This is a genomic window from Roseibium sp. HPY-6 (assembly GCF_040530035.1).
In the GTDB taxonomy this organism is placed as follows: domain Bacteria; phylum Pseudomonadota; class Alphaproteobacteria; order Rhizobiales; family Stappiaceae; genus Roseibium.
Genome location: NZ_JBEWCD010000003.1, coordinates 338,286 through 363,885 on the forward strand (window position 1 = coordinate 338,286; position 25,600 = coordinate 363,885).

General features: G+C 57.1%; 17 protein-coding genes and 1 tRNA gene. 9 read left to right on the forward strand and 9 right to left on the reverse strand.

All coding sequences use genetic code 11. The features are described 5' to 3' along the window. Positions 1-16: 16 nt before the first annotated feature. The 5 genes from ABVF61_RS27560 to ABVF61_RS27580 form a co-directional block, all read right to left on the reverse strand. On the reverse strand, positions 17-2,902 hold the full coding sequence (locus tag ABVF61_RS27560) for an AsmA family protein (RefSeq protein ID WP_353996819.1): 2,886 nt from the start codon (positions 2,900-2,902) through the stop codon (positions 17-19). A 147-nt stretch (positions 2,903-3,049) separates the two neighbouring features. Next, positions 3,050-4,207: a DUF1513 domain-containing protein gene (locus tag ABVF61_RS27565; protein WP_353996820.1), complete on the reverse strand. Its 1,158-nt coding sequence runs from the start codon at positions 4,205-4,207 to the stop codon at positions 3,050-3,052. Further along, positions 4,188-5,264, reverse strand: a complete 1,077-nt coding sequence (locus tag ABVF61_RS27570) for an imelysin family protein (protein WP_353996821.1) — start codon at positions 5,262-5,264, stop codon at positions 4,188-4,190. Before ABVF61_RS27570 ends, ABVF61_RS27565 begins: the two co-directional genes overlap by 20 nt. Then, a complete protein-coding gene (locus ABVF61_RS27575; RefSeq protein ID WP_502950022.1) occupies positions 5,264-6,802 on the reverse strand; it encodes a di-heme oxidoreductase family protein in 1,539 nt (512 codons plus the stop codon). Before ABVF61_RS27575 ends, ABVF61_RS27570 begins: the two co-directional genes overlap by 1 nt. Positions 6,803-6,879: 77 nt before the next feature. Then, a complete protein-coding gene (locus ABVF61_RS27580) occupies positions 6,880-8,142 on the reverse strand; it encodes an imelysin family protein (RefSeq protein WP_353996823.1) in 1,263 nt (420 codons plus the stop codon). A 305-nt stretch (positions 8,143-8,447) separates the two neighbouring features. Between ABVF61_RS27580 and ABVF61_RS27585 the strand changes: the two genes are divergently transcribed. Together ABVF61_RS27585 and ABVF61_RS27590 are read left to right on the forward strand one after the other, a co-directional pair. Beyond that, the gene (locus ABVF61_RS27585; protein WP_353996824.1) at positions 8,448-8,924 is read left to right on the forward strand and encodes a tellurite resistance TerB family protein; all 477 of its coding nucleotides are present in this window, start codon (positions 8,448-8,450) and stop codon (positions 8,922-8,924) included. Positions 8,925-9,045: 121 nt separating this feature from the next. Then, positions 9,046-9,801 (forward strand): glutamine amidotransferase, encoded by a 756-nt coding sequence (locus ABVF61_RS27590; protein ID WP_353996825.1) that lies wholly within the window; start codon positions 9,046-9,048, stop codon positions 9,799-9,801. A gap of 24 nt (positions 9,802-9,825) precedes the next feature. Here ABVF61_RS27590 and ABVF61_RS27595 read toward each other — a convergent pair whose 3' ends face one another. Together ABVF61_RS27595 and pyc are read right to left on the reverse strand one after the other, a co-directional pair. Further along, complete coding sequence (locus ABVF61_RS27595; protein WP_353996826.1) at positions 9,826-10,422, reverse strand: cytochrome P460 family protein; 597 nt, start codon at positions 10,420-10,422, stop codon at positions 9,826-9,828. A 189-nt stretch (positions 10,423-10,611) separates the two neighbouring features. Next, the gene (pyc, locus tag ABVF61_RS27600; protein ID WP_353996827.1) at positions 10,612-14,052 is read right to left on the reverse strand and encodes a pyruvate carboxylase; all 3,441 of its coding nucleotides are present in this window, start codon (positions 14,050-14,052) and stop codon (positions 10,612-10,614) included. Positions 14,053-14,846: 794 nt separating this feature from the next. Between pyc and ABVF61_RS27605 the strand changes: the two genes are divergently transcribed. From ABVF61_RS27605 to ABVF61_RS27625, 5 genes are all read left to right on the forward strand, one after another. Further along, complete coding sequence (locus ABVF61_RS27605) at positions 14,847-18,068, forward strand: helicase-related protein (RefSeq protein WP_353996828.1); 3,222 nt, start codon at positions 14,847-14,849, stop codon at positions 18,066-18,068. Next, positions 18,068-18,481 carry an RNA-binding S4 domain-containing protein gene (locus ABVF61_RS27610; RefSeq protein ID WP_353997329.1) on the forward strand — a complete coding sequence of 138 codons (414 nt, stop codon included), beginning with the start codon at positions 18,068-18,070 and terminating at the stop codon, positions 18,479-18,481. The genes ABVF61_RS27605 and ABVF61_RS27610 overlap by 1 nt, the downstream gene beginning before the upstream one ends. A 220-nt stretch (positions 18,482-18,701) precedes the next feature. Then, positions 18,702-19,034 (forward strand): ferredoxin FdxA, encoded by a 333-nt coding sequence (fdxA, locus tag ABVF61_RS27615; protein ID WP_353996829.1) that lies wholly within the window; start codon positions 18,702-18,704, stop codon positions 19,032-19,034. A 452-nt stretch (positions 19,035-19,486) separates the two neighbouring features. Further along, positions 19,487-20,077, forward strand: coding sequence for a CarD family transcriptional regulator (locus ABVF61_RS27620; protein WP_353996830.1), 591 nt, complete (start codon positions 19,487-19,489; stop codon positions 20,075-20,077). A 225-nt stretch (positions 20,078-20,302) separates the two neighbouring features. Then, a complete protein-coding gene (locus tag ABVF61_RS27625) occupies positions 20,303-21,166 on the forward strand; it encodes an RNA polymerase factor sigma-32 (RefSeq protein ID WP_353996831.1) in 864 nt (287 codons plus the stop codon). Positions 21,167-21,210: 44 nt separating this feature from the next. Here ABVF61_RS27625 and ABVF61_RS27630 read toward each other — a convergent pair whose 3' ends face one another. Both ABVF61_RS27630 and ABVF61_RS27635 read right to left on the reverse strand, forming a co-directional pair. Next, the gene (locus ABVF61_RS27630; RefSeq protein WP_502950033.1) at positions 21,211-22,662 is read right to left on the reverse strand and encodes a M48 family metalloprotease; all 1,452 of its coding nucleotides are present in this window, start codon (positions 22,660-22,662) and stop codon (positions 21,211-21,213) included. A gap of 43 nt (positions 22,663-22,705) precedes the next feature. After that, entirely contained in the window at positions 22,706-23,494 is a 789-nt protein-coding gene (locus ABVF61_RS27635; protein ID WP_353996832.1) for a hypothetical protein, read from the reverse strand. A 428-nt stretch (positions 23,495-23,922) separates the two neighbouring features. Here ABVF61_RS27635 and ABVF61_RS27640 point away from each other — a divergent pair. Together ABVF61_RS27640 and ABVF61_RS27645 are read left to right on the forward strand one after the other, a co-directional pair. Continuing rightward, a tRNA-Arg gene (locus ABVF61_RS27640) sits at positions 23,923-23,999 on the forward strand. A gap of 426 nt (positions 24,000-24,425) precedes the next feature. Then, the gene (locus tag ABVF61_RS27645; RefSeq protein WP_353996833.1) at positions 24,426-25,304 is read left to right on the forward strand and encodes an ester cyclase; all 879 of its coding nucleotides are present in this window, start codon (positions 24,426-24,428) and stop codon (positions 25,302-25,304) included. Positions 25,305-25,600: the final 296 nt, after the last annotated feature.

The following is a 25,600-nucleotide window of genomic DNA, read 5'->3' on the forward strand; positions in this document are numbered from 1 at the left end:
GCTGCCAAAACCGCGGTTAATTCTCTTCCCTCTTCTTGTTCTTCAAAACGCTGCCAAGCAATCCGGGTGGCAGACCGAAGCCTTCCTCGACCGCCTTGAGCACCTCTTCATCATCGACATCGCCATCGATAACCTTCTGGACGTCGATCTGCGTCCGCCCGCCTGTCGCGCGCTGAATGACGTCATTTGCCGTCTCAACAAGCTCCTGGGGGGCATCCTTGTTGCCTTGCAAAATGGAGATCAATTCGCCGCCCGTTTGCTGCAATTGCTTGTAGGCGGCCTCCGGATCTTTCAGAATCCCTGCGATATCGGGATAGATCCGGGGATCGCTCCAAGGCCCGTCAATCACGACCGGGACCCCGAGGCCGGCCATCTTCTTGTCTTCGCCCTTCCGGCGCGGCATCGGCGGCTGACCCTCCAGCGTCGGCACGATGCTCGGCTCAACACGCCACTTGAGGCTTTGGTTCGGCAGATCAGTCGTCCCGTTGCCCGACATGCGCAGCAAAGGACCGACCATGGCCAGATCATCGGTACGGGCAATGCCGTTTTCGATCTGGAAAGAGGCTCCAAGAGAGCTGAAGTCGGTTTTTTCAGACGGGTTTTCCTGCCATCCCAGCAACGTTTCTACCGAAAGGCCACGCACCATCTTCGGAATGTTGATCCCGCGGATGGCACCGTCTACGAACTCGTAGTCGGCGGTTCCGTTCAGGCCCTGCACAAGTTGCTGTTGGGACGCTCCAATTGACGTGACATCAAGGTTGATGGCCGCCCGGCCCTCGATCCATTCAAACCCGGCGGCGTCACGCAGGAGCGGGTAGGCGCTCAGCCCCGACAGCGAAAAATTCGCGGCAACCTGCGGCGGCTGCGCACTGCCATTCAAGGTGACGGAGCCGGTCCCCGCGCCCTCGTAGAGCGCCAGTTTTTCCAGGTTGGCCCGCAGCATGCCGTTTTTGATCGTGGTGGAGAGCGCACTTTCACCGATTTTGATTTCGTTCCAGCGGATTTCGTCGGCTGTGACCTTGAAATCGACATCGACCGCCTGAAGCCCGCTAAAGTCGATCGGATCGGTGCTCCAGGCTTGTTGTGGTGCCTGGGATGTCTGCGGGGCAGCGTTGCCGGAGCCACCGCCTGAAGAACCGGAGTTTCCGCCGCTACTGGCTTGGCGCTGCGGCGCTTCGCCGAGATAAGGATCCAGAACAAGCTGACGCAGCGCCAGACGGGCGCTCACATTGGGCTTGCCTCCAAAGGCGATTTTGCCGTTCGCTTCACCGCTTGTTTCGTCGAGCGTAAAGCGTGTCTCCTCAAACGAAATCGCACCGGGCTGAAGTCCGAATATCCCTGATGCCTTGAAGGTCTTTAGCCCGCCGCCCGCTCCAATCGGCTGACCCAGCCAACCCATAAGCCCGCGCAGATCAGCCGTATCGACATTGACGGCCCCATCAACACTTCCAGCCAGCGCAACCTGTCCGCTGAATCCGGCACTGACCCGGTTGCCTTTCAGCGCGACGGACACGGGTGCGGAGTTGCCTGCCAGGAGTTTTGCCGTGTCGGCTTCACCGGTGATGCTGAAGGCCTCACCGCGCCAGGCGAGCGCACCACTCATCGAGATAGGGCGTTCCAGCCCCTGGAGATCCACATCGACCGCCAGATTGGTCAGGCGGTCTGCTTCCGGATCACCGACGGTCGACGCCAGGCCGAGACCCCCGATTTCCCCGTCAGCGATCGATACCGATCCATTCATGTCGAGGCCTGCCACGAGCTCAGCACCCGTCAGGCCAACCGTTTCAAAGGCAAGATCCGCGCTCAACTTGCCGCTTGCCGGCAGGTCCTGCCCGGCCAGCAGCAACAAGTCTTTGATCGACCCGTCTTTCAGCACCAGCCGGCCGGAGACTTCCGGAACAAGTCCGGAAAGGTCGGCATCCGCCGCGCCGCCCAGTGAGAGCTGGCCAAGCACCAGATGCAGATCCGCAACGGAAATCGAAGCTTCCGAACCGGATATCTTTGCGTCAAACGAATAAGCGCCGGGATCAGCTTCAATCTCCTGTCCCGCCAGTTGCGCGAGCGCCTTGAGCGACGGTCCCGCCGCTTTGATTGACAGCTCGGCGCGCGCCGGCTCGAGTCCTGTTTCCCCTGAGATCTCAAAGGAGTTCTCACCTGTCGAGACGGTCAGCGAAAGAGGCACCTGCTCGCCAGACGTCAAGCCAAGCGGATTGTTCAGGCTTCCACTGACGGCGATCGGGATCTCCTGGAGAACAAAGCCGGACGTCAGCTCTACATCGCCGCCAAGATCCGGTGCGGACAGGGTCAGATCGAGATCGCTGACTTTGACGGGCTGGTCTTCCGACCCGTCCTTGTAGGTAAGAGTACCCCCATTGATCGTGAGACTGTCGACACCGATGCTTTTGAGATAGCCCCCGGAATCACTCGCTGTGGTTACAGGTGCCGGCTGGCTGTCAGTTCCGTTGGAAGGCACCTCGCGGGCGCCGGCAGCCGCGCCGTCGACCAGTCCGAGATCGCGGCGGGGTTCCCAGCTTGTGGCGCCGTTCGGGCTGACCTCAAGATAGATGTCGGGTTGATCCAGCGTAATCCCCGTCACCTGGATGTTACCCGACAGCAGACCACCCCAGGCGAGACCGAAAACAACCCGCTCTGCCTTGGCGAATTCTATGCCGTCGGCACCGGCCTCACCGGAAACGCCGATGTCCTGTGCGTCGAGTGAAAACCCGGGAAACAGGGACAGGGACACAGGACCGTCAAGTCGGACCCGCCATCCAAGCCGCTTGTCGACCTGTTCAACCACCTGACGCTTGATCTCATCCTTGGGCAGGAACAGCGGTACGACCAGAACAATGGTCACCAGCACGATCACCAGACTGCCAAGTCCGATCAGAAGTCGTCGCATACTGAGCGTCTCCCTTCGCGAATCGGCCTTAATGTAGACCAAACAACCGCTCTTCCGCACCTACACTGCACGTTGATTTTGACAAAAGCAGGAAATTCGATCGACGGGCAACGCCAGCACCGCCACTCCGGTCAAAGATCGTCTCTTTCAGGACAGCGCAACCATATGGTTATCCCAGGAAATGCCTGGTGGCCGTGCAAGGATCTCGGAAGGAGCCGTGGGGTCGTTGACATAAGAGAGGCCGCCATTGCCGTCGGACACCACGAAGCTGTCCTGGTCAATTGGTGCGACACCGCAGCCATCGGGTATCGGCTGCGCCCCCAGATATACACTGTCCTCGACACTCCAGAACAGCGTTTGGCCGCCGCGCGGTGCGGACGTTGCGATCACATCTCCTGACCTGTTCGCTGTCACCGAGCCGATATAGTTTTCAAGTTTCCCATCGAACACGGCGGGAATATCGATTGTCTTGGGGTCCTCGTCCTTTGCAAAAACAGCGACAAGCGGCGGTGCCTGAAATGCCGGTCCCTCGAACTGGCCACCAACCCAGACACGGTCTTTCTTGTCCAGCGCCATGTGCCTCAAGGACAACTGGTGCAACGACTTATGCAGGACATGTTTGGAAACAAGATCGCCGGTCTGGGCATCAACAAACACGACCGACGGCGACATGGTCTCCAAGTTCAGCTTTGCCCTGCCCTGATCCGGATGCGTCTTGATCCCGCCATTGGCTACGACAAGCGTTCGGCCATCTGAAGAAAGTAGAATGTCGTGGGGACCGACCCCTTGCGTATCCAGTTCTCCGATGCGTTCTGGAAAACGTGCGCCGAGATCATAGACACCGATGACGCCACGAGCGGCTTCGAAATCATTCTCCACGGCATAAAGCAACCGGCCATCGGCGGAAAAGCAGCCATGTCCGTAAAAATGCCTGCCCGGCTCCGAGGCGATTACCACCGGCTGCCGTTCCTCAAAGGGGCGCACCAGGATCGCAAAGGTTCCCGGGCGGCGCGCAAACGCCACAAACCGGCGCTTGTCGGGCGCAACCGTTATATCATGTCCGCGCCCTGGCAATCCGATCCTGCCGAGAACCTGGCCAAACTCGTCAAAAAGGCCGATGCCGAAATTGCCGCCAGCATCCTTGAACGCGCTCGCAAAGAGCGTTGCATCTTCACTGTTGGGGTGCCCCAGCAGAGCTTCTGCAAGCGATGACCCGGCAAATGCTGGAAACGCAGCAAGTCCGCCGAGCGCTGACAAGAAACCGCGGCGGGATATTTTCCGGCGCCTAGTCGCCGTCCAGCGCATTAAAGCCTCCTGCAAGTCCAAGCGGTCCGGCAATACCATTGGTCATGAGGTAATGTACGGAACTTAGCGTAAACGACACCGCATTCAGTTTGCTGTAGTTGCCTTCTTCGGAAAACATGCGCCGCAGCGGCGCTTGAAGAGCACTAAGATTTCTTGCGATGTTTTTGAACTCAAAGTCCAGCGTATCCAGTGCTCGGTGATTTTCTTCAGGAAGCTCTGCCTTTAGATCCATGCTGAAAACAGCATCCTTGATGCCGTTCAGCTCACCTGTGAGATAAAGAAGTCCGTTTGCGGACCGGGAAAACGGAACGCGCCTTGGCTTTGCCTTTTGTTCCGAAGTTCCAAGCGCCGGCAGGATGTCCTGATCCTTGGCAATCGTGATGCCAGTCGTGAGCGCATTGTAGATTGTTTCGAGCGCCTCTTGTGACGACCGGAAGCGATCGTTTTCAACTCCACCGCTCAGTAGCAGCTTGCTGTAACCCTCTGGATCCTGCCAGTCCGACGCAACAGCTTTAGAAATGGCGGCAGTGTTTTGAGCAATCGCAAGTGCATAAGCGCATGTAAAGTCCCGGTCGTCACCGCCCGCACCGAGGAGAATATTGGTATCCTTGTCAAAAGCGATCAGCTCGAAGGCGGTCAAGCTCTGAACGGCAACACTTTTGTTACGAAGCGTTTCCACCGACAGAACGCTGCTATCGTTCGCCGCATAGATCTTCCGGATTTGCCGCTGAGCAATGCCGCGCGGGTCGGGAAGAAAGGCCAGACGGCTCAACCTGTCTTCGTCGAGCAGTGGCCCGAATCGCAGAAACTGAACGCGTGAAAACCGCTCTATGACCTCGGAGTATGTGCTCTGGAAAGCGAGCACATTCGCTTCGTTTGTCTCGCTGCACACTCTGACGACTGCGTCCGGCAGCTTGCTGGCGCTTTCTGCAAACTCAGTCGTCGCCGGGCGAATGTAACCTGTAATAGCCCTTTCAATCGGGCCATTGAATTCCGCTGCAAATGCAAGTGGTACCGCAAGAAACGCCGAGATGAAGCTTAGTATCAGAGTTTTCATCAAAGACTCTCCAGAAATGTGATCAACGCCTCGCGTTCATCTGGCCGCATGGCAACGACCTTGTCGCGCGCCTCTTGCGCTTCACCGCCGTGCCAAAGCACGGCCTCGAGAAGATTGCGGGCCCGGCCGTCATGCAAAAACCGCGTATGGTTGTTCACGGTCTTCGTGAGACCTATGCCCCAAAGTGGCGGCGTTCGCCATTCCCGGCCATTGGCGTCGCCAACCGGGCGATGATCGGCGAGACCGTCACCCATATCATGCAGCAAAAGATCCGTGTAAGGCCAGATGAGCTGAAACCGGTGCGCCGGATTTTCCGCATCCCGGCTTGTCACGAATTTGTGCTGATGACAGGCGGTGCAACCGGTTTTGTAGAAAATCTCCTTGCCCCTCAAGACATCAGCATCATCGACGTCACGACGTGCCGGAACGGCAAGGTTCTCTGAATAGAAGGTCACCAGATCCATGACGGGATCCGGTGCTTCCGAATGTCCAAGACTGCTCTGTTCTCCATGGGGCATCGCCCGGCACTCGGTCTGCGCCTCCGTACAGTCACCGTAATTGTCCGGCCGGTCCGGTGTGCTGATACCGATATCACCGGAAAACGCACCGGCGGTCTGTGTCCTGATGGTTGGATTTGTGGCTTTCCAGCCGAACCGGCCAATCAACAAATTTCCGGACGCAGTATCTTTGACGCGGCTGATCCTTCCCGAAACACCGTCACCATCCTGATCATCGGGGTCCGCCAGTGCTTCAAGGTCACCGGGATGAATAGCCTGCAGCAATCCGAGCCCGATCATTGGCGGCGCGACGCGCGGGGAGGTCATGGTCTCAGGGTGCATTGGCCCAAAGCCAAGATCCCGGATCCTGTAGCGGGGTTTCTGCAGGGTCACCGTCTCGCCGCCATTCAAAGCAATTTCGATTTCTTCGCTCTCGATGTCGAAGCGGCCTTCGCCGGATAGACCCTGCACCGCGAAAGCCTGAAACTGACCGCCATAGGTCGGTTCCGGTACGCGCTGAATGTCCCGATTGGCAAGCGCGTCGCGCTGTGCCTTGTCTTGCGGCGGGATCGACAGACGCAAGAACAGGGAAACAGCTTTGTCACCTGGCCGGGGTGGCCGTCCGCGCCCGTCTTTCAGATGACACCCCTGACAGGAGCGCGCGTTGTAGAGTGGCCCCAGGCCGTCCGAAGCACGCGTTGACGAAGGCGAGGACGTCCAGAGCTTTTTGAACAGCCCGTTACCGACCTTGAAATCATGCTGTTCTTCAAAAGTCAGATTGGCATTGGAATGGGAAAACGCATCGCGGTTTGGTCTTCGCTGAGAGGTTCCCGCCCCCCCTTGCATGAGCTCGAAGGCTTCCGGGGCTTCAAAGTCTGCCGGAGGCCTCAAGACACCGGCGGCCTTTCGCTTATCCTGCGCGGTCAGGTCATCCCGATGAGAAAGAGGCTCGCCGGCAACCGATGGTGTTCCGGCAAGAACCAAACACAAAAGCGCGCTCCATAGGGAACGCGACTGGGGACCCAGCTTCATAAATCGCATCCTGATTGTGGCATGCGAGCCCCAAATCGCAGCCCTTAGTGAGCCGGGCGGTTCAACAACCGCCCGGCACCGGAAATTTACTCAAATACAGCGCCCGGATTGTCGAGGCTGTCGGACCCTTCGAAGGCGATTTCATCAAGTCCAAGGACTTTCACGACACGCTCAATGGAGGCTGTCTGATCAACCAGCGCATCGACAGCGGCCTGAACAACGGCGTTGCCCTCTTCATTGCCTTCGCCGATCATTTGGTCGTAGGCCTCACCGCCCTCTGCGCGGGCCTTCATAACTTCAAAGGCTGCCAGTGTGGCATCAAGCTTTGTCTTCATTTCCTCAGCAAGTGCAGGATCTTTCTCGGCAACGAGATCGGCGAGCGACGCTCCGGACACATTGTTGCCGAGCGGGCTTGCATAGGACCCGAAATAAACGTTTCGGATGCCGATGACATCATTCAGATGAGACATGTGCGTGTTGTCGGCAAAGCAATCATGCTCTTCTTCCGGATCGTGCAACAACAGGCCGAGCTTGATGCGCTCGCCCGCAAGTTCGCCGTAAGACAACGATCCCATACCGGTCAGAATGGTTGCCAGACCGCCATTCTCGCCTTTTGCCGCCAGCTCTTCACGCGCAGCCCCGCCGGATTGCCAGGCGGCTGCCATCTCTTCCAGATCGCTGATCAGCAGGTCGGTCACGGCGCGCAGATACTGAATGCGGCGCTCGCAGTTGCCACCCGTGCAATTTGCCGGATCAAAATCAGTCGCCGGGCGCGCACCGGCACCAGGACCTATTCCGTTCAGATCCTGCCCCCAGAGCATGAATTCGATAGCGTGATAGCCCGTGACGACATTCGCTTCGACTTCGCCGGCTTCCTGCAGCTGGTCGGCCAGGAGCGACGCTGTAATCTCACTCGCGTCAATCGTTTCCCCACCTGCTTTGAGGCTCGGATTGGCGATCAGGTTCGCCGCGTAAAACGGGTTTTCCTCGGACTCTTCGCCATAGGAAGCATCGACGTAATCAATGAGGCCCTCGTCAAGTGGCCAGGCGTTCACCTTGCCTTCCCAGTCATCGACGATTGCATTGCCGAACCGGTAGGCTTCGGTCTGTTGGTAGGGGTCGCGCGCTTCGATCCAGGCGGAGCGGGCTTCTTCGAGATGTGCCTCGGTTGGCTCCTCAAGGAACTTGTCGATTGCCGCTTTTAGCGATTTTGCTGTCGCAAGCGAATCCGCATATTTCGCCTCGGCGATGTCGCCATAGTTGGACAAAACGTCTGCCGGTGCAGCCGCAATTGCAGGCGTCACGAAGAGAGCCGTCGCTGTTAGCAAACCAAACTTGAGTGATTTCATGGGTTCATCCCCTTTCAATGCAATTGAGACAAAGAATGCTGTCCCGGTTTGCAATTCAAAAAAATTACGCGACGCAGCAAGCGTCGACAGCACACCGGTCAAACCATTTCATGAAGGTTTGTGTCAAGTTTTAAATTGAGAAAAATCAATAGTTTAGAACCATTCAAAAAAGCTGACTAAAAAATGCCAGATTTAATTCCCACGTCCGGGCAAGAAAGTCATCAACAACTCTTTGATGCTTAAGTGGGAATGGTATAGCTATTAGATGAGGCAAGCAGGGATGCCGGAAACAGGAAGAAAACCAAATGCTGAGTGCGCTGAAAAGCTTTGTCCGGGAAATCACCTTCGGTGAAAGCGGCAAAAAAACATTCGCGGAAGACGACAAGCGCCTTGCCGCAGCCGCCCTATTGTTTCACCTGATCGATATCGACGGCATCATCGAAGACAGCGAGAGCCAGAAACTCCGCGAAATCCTGCAAAAACACTACGAATTATCCGACAAGGAAACGACGGAGCTGATCGCCGCCGCCAAGCAGCGTGACGAAGAAGCTGTTGACCTTTACGGCTTCACTTCGGTCCTCAAGCGCACGGCAGACGAAAACGAACGCCTCGCCATCGTCGAGATGATGTGGGAAATCGTTTATGCCGACGGCCATGTGCACGAATTCGAAGACAACACCATCTGGCGCGTCGCCGAACTTCTTGGCGTATCGACCCGGGACCGCATGACATTGCGGCATAAGGTTGCCCAGACGGCGCCGGAAGACAACGACCGCGACTGAAGCCTCTGGCGCTTTATGACAGGAACAAATTGCGCGGAAACGTTGCCCTTAAACAACGATTTCTTTGAACAGTCCCGGCTCCGGGCTCGATTTTTTTGCGCCGCTCCCTCATATTTGTTCCATGAGATTTTTTTCCGACCCGCAAGGAACCCGCCCGAAAGTCCTGATTGTCCTGCATCAGGAAACATCCTCACCGGGCCGTGTTGGCCTGGAGCTTGTGCGACGCGGTTTTACCCTGGATATCCGAAAACCACGTTTCGGTGACACTTTGCCGGACACCATGGCGGATCATGCCGGCGCGGTGATTTTCGGCGGGCCGATGAGTGCGAATGACCCGGACGGGTTCGTTCACAAGGAAATCGACTGGATCAGGATCCCACTTCGCGAAGAAAAGCCGTTTCTCGGGATATGTCTCGGTGCGCAGATGATGGTGAAACATCTCGGAGGCAGCGTTTCCGGCCATAGGGACAGTCTCGTTGAAATCGGGTACTACCCTTTAAAGCCGACCGAAACGGGCCAGGCGCTCATGGACTGGCCCAGAAAAGTTTACCAGTGGCACCGGGAAGGCTTCGATTGCCCGAACGGGGCGGAACTTCTCGCGAGCGGTCCAACCTATCCGAACCAGGCGATCCGGGTCGGCCCGGCCGCTTACGGCATTCAGTTCCATCCCGAACTGACCCATCAGATGATGGTCAAATGGACCACGAAGGCAGCGCCCCGCATGGAGTTGCCGGGAGCTCAGCAGCGCAGGGATCATTTCGCAGGCCGCTTTGTCTATGACCCTGCCGTCAGGAAATGGCTGGACGACTTCCTCGATATGTGGATTGGAACTGCGGCATCGCCAGTCATGCATTCACGGCTGAAGGCGGCGGAATAAAGCGCCGCCCAATCAGCCGGACCGCTATTTTATGCGCGCGTCCTCAACCGGATATCCGAGACCGCCCTGTTCACCGAAGTTTTCCAGGTGACATTCGCTGCAGGCCGTGATCACGTTGACGGCCTGCGGAGAACCATTCGGCGCAACCATCATGTAATACCAGTCGCCGGTCTCCGGCGACTTGCCCGCCGCAACCTTTTCCATCAGGAACAGGGGTCCCTTGCTGACCTTCCCATCGTCGTTGATTGCGAAGGATTCCTTGGCGATTTGCGTTCCCGCCGGCACGTTGACGTTTTCGGACTTGTACTGCAGGTATTCGTCTGCGCCGATGGAGTTCACGTAGGTCATCAAAAAGCGCCCACCGTGGAATCCGGGCGCTGCAGGAAAGGCACTTGCCTTGGTCCAACCCGGGTAGTCCTTGACGAATGCCTCCGGGATCCAGCGCTTCGGACCCTTCTGATATCCCGCCTGAAGATCCGCTTTCAGACAATCGTAAACCGCCAGGGCCTCGTCGCCGGTGAGCTCGTACCCCGGTTTTTGCACGTCGCAGGCCGCATATGCGGATGTCGTGAAAACAAGGGATGCGATTGCACCTCCCAGCCAAACAGGTAGCTTCCTCATTGTTCTCTCCCTAAGCTGATGTCTTGATAAAAGACTTGGCTCAACCAGCTTCCGCCATCCGGGAGAGATGACAATTCACTTGCAAGGTGATGACGCGTGATATGGCGTGATTGGTCCGAATTAAATCACTAAAAACATAGTATTAGTGAACAGATCGCAGCAACGTGCGAACCGCTCACCTTTTCTCGATCAACTTTCAAAGACCACAAGAAGGTCTTTTGCATCGATTTGCGCACCTGGAGTGACCAGAACTTCTTTCACCTTGCCGTCACGCTCGGCATGAAGGGCCGTTTCCATTTTCATGGCTTCGATCGAAACCAGGACATCACCTGCGGTCACGTCCTGACCGGATGAAACGGCAACGGTGGAAATGACGCCCGGCATCGGTGCTCCGACGTGGGCCGCATTGCCGTCCTCGGCCTTGCGCATCGCCGCCGCGCCAGTTGCACCATGTGCCCGGTCGGGCACCTTGACGTTCCTCGGCTGGCCATTGAGTTCGAAAAAGACCTTCTTCTCACCTTTTTCGTCCGTTTCCCCGACCGCCTGGCAACGCACGACCAGCGTTTTTCCCGGCTCCAGATCGACAAAGATCTCTTCGCCTGCGTTCAGGCCATAGAAATAGACCGGCGTCGGCAACACGGATGTCGGCCCGTATTGCTGTTGCGCCTTGTCGAAGTCGGTGAAAACCTTGGGATACATGAGATAGGATGCAAGATCGATGTCGCTGATATCGCGTCCGGTTGCAGCCGTTGCAGCACCGCGTTCGGCCTCAAGATCCGATGCTTCGAGCAGAGAACCCGGACGCACAATGATGGGTGCTTCACCCTTCAGGACCTTTTTCTGCAAGGCTTCCGGCCATCCGCCGGGAGATTGGCCAAGGTCACCGTGCAGCATCTTGACAACGCTGTCCGGAAAAGCAACGTCCTTGGACGGATCTTCGACGTCCTGAACCGTCAGGCCCTGGCTGACCATCATCAGGGCCATATCGCCGACAACCTTCGACGACGGTGTCACTTTGACGATGTCGCCGAACATCATATTGACGTCCGCATAGGCCTGGGCAACCTCGTGCCAGCGGGTTTCAAGACCAAGCGACCGCGCCTGTTCCTTAAGATTGGTGAACTGTCCGCCCGGCATTTCGTGCAAGTAAACTTCCGATGCACCAAAGCGCAGATCGCTCTCAAAAGCGCGGTACTGCGTTCTGACCGCTTCCCAGTAAAAGGAAATCTGCCGGATCGTCTTCGCATCCAGTCCGGTGTCGCGCTCACTTCCGCGCAGCGCTTCCACAACAGATCCCAAACACGGCTGCGATGTGAGGCCGGAAAGCGCGTCCATGGCCGCATCGACAGCATCGGCACCGGCCTCGATGGCCGCAAGAATGCTGGCGGCGGCGATCCCGGAGGTGTCGTGCGTGTGGAAATGAATGGGTAGGTCGGTTTCCTGCTTCAGCGTCTTGATCAGGATACGTGCCGCTTCCGGTTTCAAGAGACCCGCCATGTCCTTGATGCCGAGAATATGCGCACCCGCCGCTTCCAGTTCCTTGGCAAGCCCGACGTAATATTTGAGATCATATTTTGGCCGGGCGCTGTCGAGCATGTCGCCCGTGTAGCAGAGCACGCCTTCGCACAGCTTGTTGGCTTCCTGAACCGCGTCCATGGAAACCCGCATGTTCTCGACCCAGTTAAGGCAATCGAAGACGCGGAAAAGATCGATGCCGTTTTCCGCAGCCTGTTTCACGAAGTATTTGACGACATTGTCAGGGTAGTTTGTGTAACCAACCCCGTTGGAGCCGCGCAGCAGCATCTGCAACAGGATGTTAGGGGCCTTCTCGCGAATGTGGTGCAAGCGTTCCCAGGGACTTTCCGTGAGAAAGCGCATCGCGACGTCGAAGGTCGCACCGCCCCAGCACTCCAGCGAAAACAACGACGGCAGGCCCGTAGCGTAAGCGTCCGCGATGTTGACGATATCATGGGTCCGCATGCGCGTTGCAAGCAGCGACTGATGACCGTCACGCATCGTTGTATCGGTAATCAGGGCGCGCCTTTGATCCTTCATCCAGGCCGCGAAGGCCTTGGGACCCAGTTCGTCAAGCAGTTGCCGGGTGCCTGCCGGCTTTTCATCACCGAAAACGGGAATGACGGGTGCCGCGACATCTTCCGGCGGCCGCGCCCGGTTTTTCGTTTCAGGATGTCCGTTGACCGAAACGTCCGCGATGTAGGTGAGCAGCTTGGTCGCCCTGTCCTGACGTTTTGTCTGCTCGAACAGAGCAGGCGTCTCGTCGATAAACCGCGTGGTGTATTTGTTCGCCCTGAAATCCGCGTGATCGATAATGTTTTCCAGGAAAACCAGGTTGGTCGCGACGCCGCGTATCCGGAATTCACGCAGAGCGCGGTCCATACGTTTGCGGGCATCCTCCGCGGTCGGAGCCCACGCCGTGACCTTCTCGAGCAACGGGTCATAGAACCGTGTGATAACGGCACCGGAATAGGCCGTTCCGCCGTCCAGTCGTATGCCGAACCCTGTCGCTCCGCGATAGGCGGTAATGCGGCCGTAGTCCGGGATGAAATTCTGCTCCGGGTCTTCCGTCGTGATGCGGCACTGCAGGGCGTGACCGTTCAGGCGGATGTTCTCCTGTGCCGGAACACCACTTTCCGGTGTCCCGATCTTTGCACCGTCGGCAATGTGGATCTGTGCCTGCACGATGTCGATGCCGGTGACTTCTTCCGTCACCGTATGCTCCACCTGGACGCGCGGATTGACTTCAATGAAATAGATTGCGCCGGTATCGGCATCCATCAGGAATTCGACGGTACCCGCACCGCGATAGTCTACGGCCCGTCCGATTTTCAGGCCGTATTCGCACAGCTCCCGTCGCTTGGATTCGTCGAGATAGGGCGCCGGTGCACGCTCCACCACTTTCTGGTGACGCCGCTGGATGGAACAGTCCCGTTCGAACAGATGGACAACGTTTTCGCCATCGCCGAGGATCTGAACCTCGACATGGCGCGCCCGCTGGACGAGTTTTTCCAGATAGATCTCGTCCTTGCCGAAGGCGGCTTTGGCCTCTCGCTTGGCGGCAAGAACCTCTTTTTCAAGTGTGGCCTCATCCGGGATAACGCGCATTCCGCGGCCGCCGCCGCCCCAGGAGGCCTTCAGCATCACCGGATACCCGATCTCGAGCGCCAGCTTCTTGATGTCTTCCAGATCGTCAGGGAGCGGATCTGTCGCGGGCATGACCGGGACGCCCGCATCGATCGCAAGGTTACGAGCCGCGACCTTGTTGCCCAATCGGCGCATTGTGTCGGACCGGGGACCGATGAAGGTGATTCCGGCGGTTTCGCAGGCATCGACGAATTCCGGGCTTTCCGAAAGCAGGCCGTAACCCGGATGAATGGCGTCGGCTCCGGCGAGTTTGGCAACACGAATGATCTCGTCAATGGACAAGTAGGCCTCGATCGGTCCAAGGCCTTTGCCGACCTGATAGGCTTCGTCCGCCTTGAACCGGTGGAGTGCGAGCTTGTCCTGTTCGGCATAGATTGCAACGGTCTTCAATCCGAGCTCATTGGCGGCTCGGAAAACACGAATCGCAATCTCCGACCGGTTCGCAACGAGAATTTTTGTTATAGCCAAACGCCTTCTCCCCTAATTTTGCGCAAAGGCAATGCCGATTTTTGCAAGATTTCTACTTTGGTCGAACGAACTTGAAAAGGGGCAGAAGGGGTGTCCTTTTTTTAACTTGGAAAATTTTTTTGCGCTTGCGCACGTAACTCGCGGAAAAAGAAATGGAAATTAGCGAAAGTTGCGCATGTAACTAGGTTTACAAAAAATTTGCATCGCAGCAAACTGGACCGGAATTGCCCTGTGGCCCATCCAAAAAACATGGTTAACAGGACGTCTCGCTTTGTGACACGCTAGCGGGTTTTCCGGCCATGGTTTCACCCGGTCGAGACATCTTCAATTCTCCTCTAGCGTTGCGACGGAAACGACCCCCTATATGTTGAGCGAACAAAACAAAAACATCTGGGAATCACCGATTCGTCCGGCATTCGTTCCCGGTGTGTCCGAAAGTTAACGGCGCTCTTGCTGGACCACATCTCAAAATAAATTTCCGGTTAACTCTTGACACCCTTTTCCCGAAATCTGGCGACAAACCGGAAACGCGACTCAACCCTTTGAGCAGATTCACGATTTCGTAGCGCAAATCAGGCAGAACGCCACATATTGTAGGGAACAAATCCTGAATCACGCTGAGTCAGCGATTCGGTTTCGATTTGTTCTAGAGTCGTTCTCCACAGAATTATCGAGCCGCTGAAATCTGGAGAATTTCGCCAAAAGAAATGGCGACACACGCGGGCGGGCTGTGCTAGACACGCGGCACTAGATATAGGCGTTGAGCCAAACGAGAGCCGACCACAACCAATCCCATGCCCCGCCCACAAACTTTGCCGTTGCCACCGTCGGCCAGGTCCCGCACCGTGACGGCGGTCCTTGGACCCACAAACACCGGAAAAACCCATCTGGCGATAGAGCGCATGCTTGCGCAAAAATCCGGGCTTATCGGCCTGCCGTTGCGCCTGCTCGCGCGCGAAGTCTACGGGCGGATCGTGGAAAGGTCCGGTGAGGACAGCGTCGCGCTGATCACCGGTGAAGAAAAAATCATTCCGAAACAGCCGCGCTTTTGGGTTTCGACGGTCGAGGCCATGCCTCTCGATCTAGACACGGAATTCGTCGCAATCGACGAAGTCCAGCTCGCCGGAAATCTGGATCGCGGGCACGTTTTCACGGACCGGATCCTGAACCTTCGCGGACGGTCGGAAACGCTGCTGCTAGGTGCAGCGACCGTCAGGCCGCTGCTTGAAAAATTGCTGCCGGGCCTCAACGTCATTACGCGTCCGCGCATGTCGGTCCTTGAATATGCCGGATCAAAAAAGGTGTCGCGCCTCCCCGCCCGGTCCGCGGTGGTCGCCTTTTCATCGGACGAGGTTTATTCGATTGCCGAGTTGATAAGGAGGCAGCGCGGCGGAGCCGCCGTCGTGCTCGGGTCACTCAGCCCTCGCACCCGCAATGCGCAGGTCGAGCTGTTTCAGAACGGCGACGTCGATCACCTGGTTGCCACGGACGCGATCGGCATGGGCCTCAATCTGGACGTCCATCACATCGCCTTTGCCGGAAACCGCAAGTATGACGGGTATCAATATCGCCAATTGACTGCCGCCGAAATGGGACAGATTGCCGGCCGCGCAGGGCGCCACACAAAAGACGGCACGTTCGGTGTCACCGGCCGCGTGGATCCGCTCGACGACAATCTGATCGAACAGATCGAAAGTCATCACTTCGACAGCCTGAAAGTGCTGCAATGGCGCAACAGTTCTCTGGATTTTTCATCGGCGCAAAACTTGCGGCAAAGCCTTGACAGAGTGCCCCAGGAGGAGGGACTTGCACGGGCGCCGACCGGAGAGGACATCACCGCGCTTGAACATTTGTTGCGCGATCCGGCAATTTCCGGCATGGCAAAGGGTGAAAAAGCGATCGAATTGTTATGGGATGTGTGTCAGGTCCCCGATTACCGAAAGATCGCGCCTGCCAACCATGCGGAGCTCTTGAACACGATCTACAGCCATCTGATGCAGGACAATCGCATTGCAGATGACTGGTTCAAGCGTCAATTGGCCTTCGCAGACCGCACAGATGGTGATATCGACACTCTCGCGAACCGGATCGCGCACATCCGGACCTGGACATATGTCGCAAATCGACCTGACTGGCTGGCCGACCCGGCTCACTGGCAGGAAGAGACACGCGGCATCGAAGACAAATTGTCGGACGCCCTGCACGAGCGCTTAACGCAACGCTTCGTGGATCGGCGGACGAGTGTATTGATGCGACGTTTGAGAGAGAACGCAATGCTGGAAGCAGAAATAACATCGAGCGGCGATGTGCTCGTGGAAGGTCAGCACATCGGGAATTTGCTTGGCTTCCGGTTTGCGCCCGATGCGGCAGCCGAAGGTCCGGATGGCAAAACGGTTCGTGCAGCGGCACAAAAGGCGCTGACGACGGAAATCGAGTCGCGAGCGGAAAAACTCGGCAAGTCGGAAAATGGCGATTTCGTTCTCACATCAGAGGGCGCAATCCGTTGGCGCGGCGAACCCGTCGCCAAACTTGTTGCCGGAGAAGACGTGCTGAGCCCGACAGTCCTGTTGCTCGCGGACGAGCACCTGACGGGTCCTGCGCGCGACGCCGTCCAGGGCAGGATTGACCTCTGGGTGAAAGCGCAGACCGAAACGCTCTTGAAACCGCTGGTCGACCTGCAGGCCGGCGAGGGTCTTGAAGGACTTGCGCGCGGCATCGCCTTTCGCATCGTTGAGGGCCTCGGAATACTTGAACGCCAGGACGCGGCTGATGAAATCCGTCAGCTCGACCAGGACATGCGCGCGTCTCTGCGAAAGCACGGAATCAGGTTTGGCGCCTACACCGTTTTCGTTCCGGCGTTGCTGAAGCCGGCTCCCAGTCAGCTGCTCGCACAGCTCTGGGCGCTGAAGCACGGCTCACTCGACATGAACGGCATGGCCGAACTGCCGCAATTGTCTGCATCGGGACGCACGTCGATCCCGGTGGACGAGAGCATTGACAAGGCGCTTTACAAGGTTGTCGGCTTCCGCGTTTGCGGTCCGCGTGCCGTTCGGGTCGATATCCTGGAGCGCCTTGCCGATCTGATCCGTCCCTTGATTGCCTGGAAGCCGCTTGATGCTGAGGTCAGCCCGCCGGAAGGCGCGATCGAACAGGGTGGCGGCTTCATGGTCACCGTCGCAATGACGTCTTTGCTCGGTTGTGCCGGAGAAGATTTTTCCGCGGTGTTGAAGTCGCTCGGTTACCGCTCCGAGAGCAAGGAAGTGCAACGGCCTGTGACCGCCAAGCCGGTGTCGGAAGAGGGCGAAACGGCGGCCGGCAACGATACTGTTGGCGATGCCGGAGACAAAACCTCCGAACCCGTTGAAGAGACTGCCCAGGCTGCGGCTGAAGCAGATAGTCCATCCGCACCCGCGCTCCCGGAGCCCGTTGAGGGTGTGGCAGAGGGCTCATCGGCAGGCGCTGAGCCCGCGGAGGCACAGTCCGTCGGCACCGCGCCCGCCGATGCGGACGCAGCTGCCGTGTCCCCGGCGCCCGAGACGCCTGTTGCGGCTGCGCAGGATGACAGAGAAGTCGTCGCCGAAACCGCGTCGGCAAGCAATCTGGAGAATGCCGACACCGCATCGGAACATGCTTCTCCGGCCGCGGAAAACCAGTCAGAACCCGCTCAAGACGCCTCTGCCGAAGCGCCGGAAGCTGCCGAGATGGAAACGGTCACGATTGAGATCTGGCGTCCGGGTCGCCACGACCGCCGTCCGAGGGGACGCCATGATCAGCGCCGTGGTGATCAGCGCAAGGGTCAGGGTCCGAAGGGCAACTTCGGCGAAAAACGCCATGGCAAAGGCGGCGGCAAGGGCGCGCCGAACCGGAATCGCAGCGGACAACATGGCGGAAACAGGAACTTTGACGGCGCGAACCGGCGAAACAATGCACCAAAGGACAAACCGATCGATCCGAATTCGCCTTTTGCAGCGCTGATGGCACTGAAAGCGGATATGGACAGCAAGGACAAGAAGTAATCTCGGCTGACGAAACACAAGAAGTCCCTGGTTCTGCTGGAGCCAGCCTGCGCGTCGACAAGTGGCTTTGGTATGCCAGGGTCACGAAATCCAGATCTCTTGCCCAAAAACTGGCAACCTCGGGCCATATTCGGATCAATAAGGACAAGATCTCCTCGTCAAGCAAATCCGTAAAGGTTGGCGATGTCTTGACCATTGGATTGGAACGCAAGGTGCTTGTGCTGAAAGTTGCGGCCCTCGGCAAGCGCCGGGGCCCCTACGAAGAGGCGCGCAAGCTTTACGAAGATCTCTCGCCGCCGCCACCGCCAAAGCAGGCCGCGCCGCCGCCACCGCCCGGTCAGCGGGAAGCCGGAGCAGGCAGGCCGACAAAACGTGATCGGCGTAAACTGGACGCATTTCGAAGCGAAAACTGAGGCAGAATCCACTTGGCAGCGCCAAAAGGAAATAACTTTCTCTTGTGAGCGGTGATTGCGCGACGTTGTACGCTTGCGTGTGTCAGGTAAAAACGATACGCAACATCGATCTGAGATACCAACCGTGCGCCGACGAAGGACGCGCTGCACGAAAACGAGTACCGGACAAAGCGAGACCGAAAGGTTTTGACGGCTACGCCGGTACACAGCGAGGACAACGATGACCTACGTCGTCACAGACAACTGCATCAAGTGCAAATACACCGACTGCGTGGAAGTATGCCCTGTGGACTGCTTCTACGAAGGCGAAAACATGCTCGTCATCAATCCGGACGAATGTATTGACTGTGGTGTCTGTGAACCCGAGTGCCCGGCCGAAGCCATTTTACCCGACACGGAGCCGGGACTCGAGAAATGGATCGAACTGAACGCCGAATACTCTGAAAAGTGGCCGAACATTACAGAGAAGAAGGATCCGCTTCCAGAAGCGGAAGAATTCGACGGCAAAGAAAACAAGCTTGAGCAGTTTTTCTCTGCAAATCCGCCGGCTTGATTCGTTTGGTTTACGCGTGCGTCAGTCCGCCGCACGCGGAATTATTGCGTCCGCGATCACGTTTTCGGCATTAAATTCAGGCGCTTAAATTAGAAAAAATACAGCGGCATTGTGGTGATTGTGCACCACAAAAGCGCAACGCTTTAATTTTCCACAAAAGTATGTTACATATAGGGAATAGTCGCCAACCACGAGAACAACCCCCAAAACGGAGTTTTCAAAACGTGTTCCGGATTTCAGCGAAACCGGAAGCGTCGGCTCCCGGCAGCTTTTATGACTGAACAAGGTTCTATAGTGGAAATCGACGACTGACCAGCCCTGACACGCCGCATATCAACAGGCGTTCCATATCGGATCGCTCGGCGGGATTCGTGTCGCAAAAAACAGGTGGCCTGATCACGGCCCAAAACAGGTCCGAATGGATCGAAAACTGCGCAGGAGAAAATACGAGTATGGCAACGAACACCAAAAAGACCGCGCAGCGTCAAGGTTTCAAAACAGGTGAGTACATCGTTTACCCGGCACATGGTGTTGGTCAGATTACCGCCATTGAAGAACAGAACGTTGCGGGTCACTCTTTGGAGTTGCTCGTCATCGTTTTTGAGCAAGATAAAATGACCCTGCGTGTTCCGGTTGCGAAAATCGCTTCTGTTGGAATGCGCAAACTCGGTGAACCGGCAGCGGTCAAGAAGGCTCTGGAGACCGTCCGTGGCCGGCCGCGTGTGAAGCGGACCATGTGGAGCCGCCGTGCCCAGGAATACGAGGCAAAGATCAACTCCGGTGATCTGATTGCCATTTCCGAAGTCGTGCGCGATCTCTACCGGTCGGACAGCCAGCCGGAGCAGTCTTACTCCGAGCGCCAGCTTTATGAAGCCGCTCTCGACAGAATGGCGCGTGAAATTGCTGCAGTGAACAAATGTTCGGAAACCGAGGCCGTCAAGGAAATCGAACAGAACCTTGCTAAATCACCGAGCCGCGCGAAGGCCGCTGCTGCAGCGGAAGGTGACGTGGAAGAAGACGAAGACAAGGAAGAAGCTGCTTGATTTCAAGCGTTTAATTCACCTTTTCAAGACAGAAAGGCCCGGTCGACTGCCGGGCCTTTTTTGTTGCACCAGCTGGTTCCTTGGTTCCAGGGAATGTATCTCTGGGATTGTTCCTCGCGAAACTATCACGCAGAAGTGCAAAAAATCTGCGCCAATCAACCTTAGAAGTGATCTAATCTACGCTTACGTACGTAATTCCCCCGATAACACATCGGAGCGTCAGTCATGTCCGGAAGCGAAAAGCGGCAGTTGGTTCAGGCGGCAATGAAAGCACCCTACCTCACACGCGAGGAAGAACGGGAGCTTGCGGTTCAGTGGCGCGAACACAGAGATAAAAAAGCACTGGAGAAACTGTCATTGTCGCATATGCGGCTGGTGATAGCAGTTGCATCACGGTTTCGGAATTTCGGGCTGAACCTTGGGGATCTCATTCAGGAAGGGCATGTCGGCCTTCTTGAAGCCGCAGCTCGGTTCGAACCGGCACGGGAGGTAAGGTTCTCGACCTACGCCACGTGGTGGATCCGGGCTTCGATCCAGGACTACATTCTGCGGAATTGGTCAATTGTACGTGGCGGAACGTCTTCTTCGCAAAAAGCGCTGTTCTTCAACCTCAGGCGGCTGCGTGCAAAGCTTTCCAACAATCAGACACCGCTCACCGACAGCGAGCTGCACCTGAAAATTGCTGACGCCATCGGCGTGAAACAATCAGATGTGGCTCTGATGACCGCGCGCTTGTCTGGCCCGGACACATCGCTGAACGCTCCGGTAACGGACAGCGAGGGTTCAAGCGCGGACCGGCAGGACTTCCTTGTCTCCGAAGCACCGCTTCCGGACGAAATCGTGACTGTGAACATCGACGCGGAACGCCGCCGGAAATGGCTCTGGTCCGCGTTGAAGGTTCTAAGCGAACGAGAACTGCGGATTGTCAAGGAACGGCGCTTGTCAGAAGAAGGTGCCACACTTGAATCTCTCGGTGCGAAACTCGGCATTTCGAAGGAACGCGTTCGTCAGATCGAGAGCCGTGCGATGGAGAAACTGAGATCCGCCTTGCTCGCTGAGCAGCCTGACAAGGCCGTCTACAGCACCTGAGCCGGGTTTGTCCGGCGGCACTTCCAGAAGAACATTGCTTCGACCTATTCGACAACCAGTTTGACAGCGGTTCCCGTCGGAATGGTCTTGTTCGGATCGAGGTCGTTCAAAATCGAGAAAAATTCCAACCGCCTTGACGGCTCCACGCCGCTCATCCCGACGGCAAGCTTACGCGGCGTGTCGCCGGCCTTGGTCTTGACGACCTTGAGCCGTAGCGATTGCAGACGGGCACGTTCCGTCGGTGTCAGTTGCCGGAAGCTGTCTGCGGTTTGCCGGAAGTCTTCGTCGAAGCGCTGATTGGGCGACCTGCTTGCAAAGATAAACCTGTAGCCGGTGCGTCCGATGCGAATGACAGCAATCCTGAAGGACCAACCCTGAGTGATAGCGGCCCCGGTCACGCCGGGAAGTCCGTTGATCGTTGTCTCACGCACACTTTCAGGCAGAAGTCCGTTGATCCAGCCCGACTTCATATAGTCCGCAAGACTCGAGAACCCGCTGACATCGGCCCCGTCGAACCTGATCGCAGTGCCGTCTCCATTGCTGGCAAGAACCGCTTCAGTTGAATTCTCCAGAATGTATCCCTGTGGAACGGTGAAACCGATACCGAGCGCCTTGTGCAGGAAGGATCGGCCGCGCACGAACCCTTCAAGCGGGTCATCCCCGTAGAGCATTCCATCAATCTGGGTAAGGTACCTGTCACGGTCCCGCTCGCCGATGCCCGGCGCACCGATCTGTCGCGCGGATTTCACCGCAATTTGCAGCCGCTCAGGTGTTGAAGGGTGCGATGACAGGAAGTCCGGCGCACTTGTCGAAGTCTTGTCCGCCGACTGGTAACGCGCATAGGCCGCCATCGACCTCAGAAACCGCGCGGCCGCATATGGGTCGAACTTCGCTTTGGCAAGCGTCCTGACGCCAATCGCATCTGCTTCAAGTTCCTGAACCTGGCTGAAGCGGGCGAATGACAGCTGGGACGAAATGATGGCTTTGCGTGCTTCCTCTGAATCCTGCACCACGTCGGTCAGGATCTTGTTGGCAAGCTGTTTGGCTTCCGCACGCTGCTGCCGCTTGATGGCGTGGTTGGCGGTCACGTGAGCCATTTCATGCGCAAGTACGGCGGCAACTTCCGACGTATCGTTGGCCAGTGCCAGCAACCCGCGCGTGATGTAGAGATATCCGCCGGGCAAAGCGAAGGCATTAATGGCCGGCGAGTTCAGGATCGTGATCTGGTAACTTTGCGAGGGGTCATCCGATGCGGCAACCAACCGGCCGACAACGCTGGCAACGGCTCTTTCAGCGCCCGGATCCTTGTAGACGCCGCCATATGTCGCAACGACACGCGGATGCTCACGCGCTCCGATGTCGCTGGTCAGGCTCGGACGCAGGGTCCCGGGCGATACCGAACCCACACTCGTGCCGTCGCCGAGCAACTGACACGAAGCGACCGTGAACGACACAAGGCAAGCCAGGAGCAGGCGCAACCGTTTGCCGACGGACAGTTTTGCATTGGCTGCCGGTCTCAAACGCTCATTGCGACACAATTCAGTTGCTGTTTTGGCCGCCACTTCCTGCCCTTTTGCGTTCCAATACACGTAGTTGCTCAGGATGCCGGAGCGCGATCAGCGGCCCGTCCTTCTCCTGCAGAACACCCCTGACCTCGACAAAGAGACCCTGCAGGTCTTCAATCTGCCATCCATCGGCACCCATGCCCTCATTAAACGCCGCTTCTTCAGAAGACTTGAGTGTCACGGTCAGATCCGATTTCCAGTGTCTGCCGAAATTGAGATAGCGGGTGCTGCGTGTTTTTCCAAGCGAAACTATCCGCCCGCGTGCAATGACGTAGCGTCCGGCATTGCCTTGGAACGAAGCGGGTGCCGCCCCTGAAAAGATGCGCACATCCCCCTCAGTCCCCCATTCCCCCGATTCGGCCCGCCGCGCCGCAGCTTCGGCACGTCGCAACGACACGGCACACTCGGGCGAGGCCTTGTCGGGTGCGAAGACGGCATTCCCTTTTGAAAGCTGTTCGGCCTGATAAAGGCGCGGGTTCTGGTCTCCAAGCTGAATGATCCATGCCGGGATCAATCCCCACCGGTTGGGTTCGCCAACCGGCACGGCAACCAGATGCATCTGCCTCTGTTGGCCAGTGAGGCCCTTTGCGTTCCAAAAGGAGAGATCCGTCGCAAAATACCTGCGTCCGCCCGCATCGGAATAAAGACCCGCTTCGGCAACTGCTCTCACTTCGATACGTGCCGTTTCATCCGAAACACAGGCCGGCAACGCATCGACCGGCAGATTATTTCCGCCCTCAGATGTGGTTGCGATTTCGGCCATCGCCCTTTCACTCAACAGACAGATTCCAGAACCCACGCAAAGCGTCAGGACAGCTGAACGTATCGCAAACCCGCTAGTACGGAGGGGATCCTGCCGCTCGTATCGCCTGAAAGAGTTGAACACTTATCCCCCTGTTACCAGTTCCGTGCAGGAACTTCCGGCCGCCGGCATGCCGATCCAGAATCCCGGCGCAGCTCTTGACCAGTCTTCGAGCACGTTTCGCAAGAGTGATGCGAAGTTGACTGCGCATGTTACTTCCGTTGCTAAGCAGCGAATAAGGCAAGTCCGAGACAAAAGCGTGAAACGTTATCGTGAAGCGCCGTGAAACACCTGAGCGCCGCAGCCATCCGGCAAGAGGTTCCTTGCGGCCCAAAGGATCGCGCAAGGGCTCGCAAAGTCCTACAAATCGTGTTAAGCGAGCTAGCCAAGGCCCCGTAGCTCAGCAGGATAGAGCATCAGATTCCTAATCTGAGGGTCACAGGTTCGAATCCTGTCGGGGTCACCATATTTTTCAATAAGTTAGCGAAAAAAGCGCTAAGAAAAATTTTTTCTGACTTCCACCGGGCTTCCACAATTCAAAGTCAAGGCAACACCGGTTGACTCTCTGAGTTGCCGGAGAAGATAACTACACATATTGCGAAGCTAGGTTTTGGCTTTAGACAGGACATTAGTTTTCGATCCGAAGCACCCCTGAAACTACTATTGCGGCCATTGGTTCGTTGTACCGCAAAAGTCAGCTCAGAGCCCACAACTTCCAAATGCTGCGCAACCCGCCGATGTCCGTTCTTGGAGGGCTTGGGTCAATAGCTTGAGAGCAACTCCATCAGCCGACACCAATTGAAATGGCTTTCCAGACACATCGCGATCATGCATGTTTCTCTCTACTCTGGCATTAAGTTAATAGACTTGGAACGGAGTTTAGGGGGAGACTATGAGCGATCTGGAAGCCGTAAGGACATATTTCTCCGCGTGGAACCAACGAAACGCTGACGCCATCCTTGCAAGCCTTACTGATGATGGAAGCTACGAAGATCCTGGCACAGGTGGTCCAATCTCGGGCGCCGAACTGAAGGCCTATGTTGAGCAGCTTTGGGCCGCTTTTCCGGATCTGCAATTTGAGGAGCGCAGTCTTGGCAGCATAGGTCCTGACCGGGCAGCTGCCGAATGGGTAATGCTGGGGACGAACACCGGATCGTTCCGTGGACTGCCGCCGACGCAGAAGTCGGTTCGCGCGGAAGGCTCGGACTTCTTTACCCTCCGCGACGGCAAAGTCGCGACAGTCAAGGGATACTTCAATGCGGGAGATGTCCCCACCCAACTGGGCCTCAATATCGTCGTCCAACCTAGCCAGATCGGTCCGTTCAAGTTCGGAGTTTCTACAGAAGTCCAAACCGGCCGTCTGGATGAGCCCGTTGCTTTCTCGATCACAACGCTCCACGCCCGTGATGAAGACTGCGTCCAGAAGGTTCGGGAAGGATCTCGGGCTTCGTTGATCGATATGTTGAAAATGGATGGCTTCATCGGGGCGACTACGGCGGTGATTGGGCACCGGATGGTGACGATCTCGGCATGGGACAGTCTCGATGCCCCACGGCGCGTGATGAGGGAGGGTGCCCATGCAGAGGTTCAGAAGGGCATGTATGACGGCTCACTTGCTACCCACGGCTTCACCTCTGTTTGGGCCAAGGCTCGGATGAACCCTGTCATGGTCCGCTGTAACAGCTGTGGAAAGATGAACCGAGATCCTGACGAAGTCCGGCAATGCAAGAATTGTGGGGCGACGTTGCCCGACGCCGTGCCGTTCTGGTAGCTGCCTCCCCAAGCGACAGATGGCCGTTGAACGTCTGCACATCACCGGCGGATTTCATTCACAGCAAAGAAAGCGGTTTAACGGATCGAACGACTACGGACATTGGACTTCGAAATCGCAATAGTGGTTTTGTCCGCCCTACCGCCATCCGAACACCTTGCAGCAAAGGTCTGCCGAGAGCCCATCTTGACCAATGCTGCGGTTTGTTTTAACGACCGATAGGCACAACTTGTGCGGCGTTGGGCTGAATTAGGCCCGTTTTTTGGGCGGCCTTTGACGTGGTAGGTGTCCGCATC

What these genes read in the sequence shown, in the direction of transcription:
- ABVF61_RS27635 (WP_353996832.1), bottom strand. Translation starts at nt 23,494, where the DNA reads ATGGCCGAAATCGCAACCACATCTGAGGGCGGAAATAATCTGCCGGTC.
- ABVF61_RS27620 (WP_353996830.1), top strand. Translation starts at nt 19,487, where the DNA reads ATGGCAACGAACACCAAAAAGACCGCGCAGCGTCAAGGTTTCAAAACA.
- ABVF61_RS27590 (WP_353996825.1), top strand. Translation starts at nt 9,046, where the DNA reads ATGAGATTTTTTTCCGACCCGCAAGGAACCCGCCCGAAAGTCCTGATT.
- ABVF61_RS27575 (WP_502950022.1), bottom strand. Translation starts at nt 6,802, where the DNA reads ATGCGATTTATGAAGCTGGGTCCCCAGTCGCGTTCCCTATGGAGCGCG.
- ABVF61_RS27645 (WP_353996833.1), top strand. Translation starts at nt 24,426, where the DNA reads ATGAGCGATCTGGAAGCCGTAAGGACATATTTCTCCGCGTGGAACCAA.
- ABVF61_RS27605 (WP_353996828.1), top strand. Translation starts at nt 14,847, where the DNA reads ATGCCCCGCCCACAAACTTTGCCGTTGCCACCGTCGGCCAGGTCCCGC.
- fdxA (WP_353996829.1), top strand. Translation starts at nt 18,702, where the DNA reads ATGACCTACGTCGTCACAGACAACTGCATCAAGTGCAAATACACCGAC.
- ABVF61_RS27560 (WP_353996819.1), bottom strand. Translation starts at nt 2,902, where the DNA reads ATGCGACGACTTCTGATCGGACTTGGCAGTCTGGTGATCGTGCTGGTG.
- ABVF61_RS27585 (WP_353996824.1), top strand. Translation starts at nt 8,448, where the DNA reads ATGCTGAGTGCGCTGAAAAGCTTTGTCCGGGAAATCACCTTCGGTGAA.
- ABVF61_RS27580 (WP_353996823.1), bottom strand. Translation starts at nt 8,142, where the DNA reads ATGAAATCACTCAAGTTTGGTTTGCTAACAGCGACGGCTCTCTTCGTG.
- ABVF61_RS27625 (WP_353996831.1), top strand. Translation starts at nt 20,303, where the DNA reads ATGTCCGGAAGCGAAAAGCGGCAGTTGGTTCAGGCGGCAATGAAAGCA.
- ABVF61_RS27565 (WP_353996820.1), bottom strand. Translation starts at nt 4,207, where the DNA reads ATGCGCTGGACGGCGACTAGGCGCCGGAAAATATCCCGCCGCGGTTTC.
- ABVF61_RS27595 (WP_353996826.1), bottom strand. Translation starts at nt 10,422, where the DNA reads ATGAGGAAGCTACCTGTTTGGCTGGGAGGTGCAATCGCATCCCTTGTT.
- ABVF61_RS27570 (WP_353996821.1), bottom strand. Translation starts at nt 5,264, where the DNA reads ATGAAAACTCTGATACTAAGCTTCATCTCGGCGTTTCTTGCGGTACCA.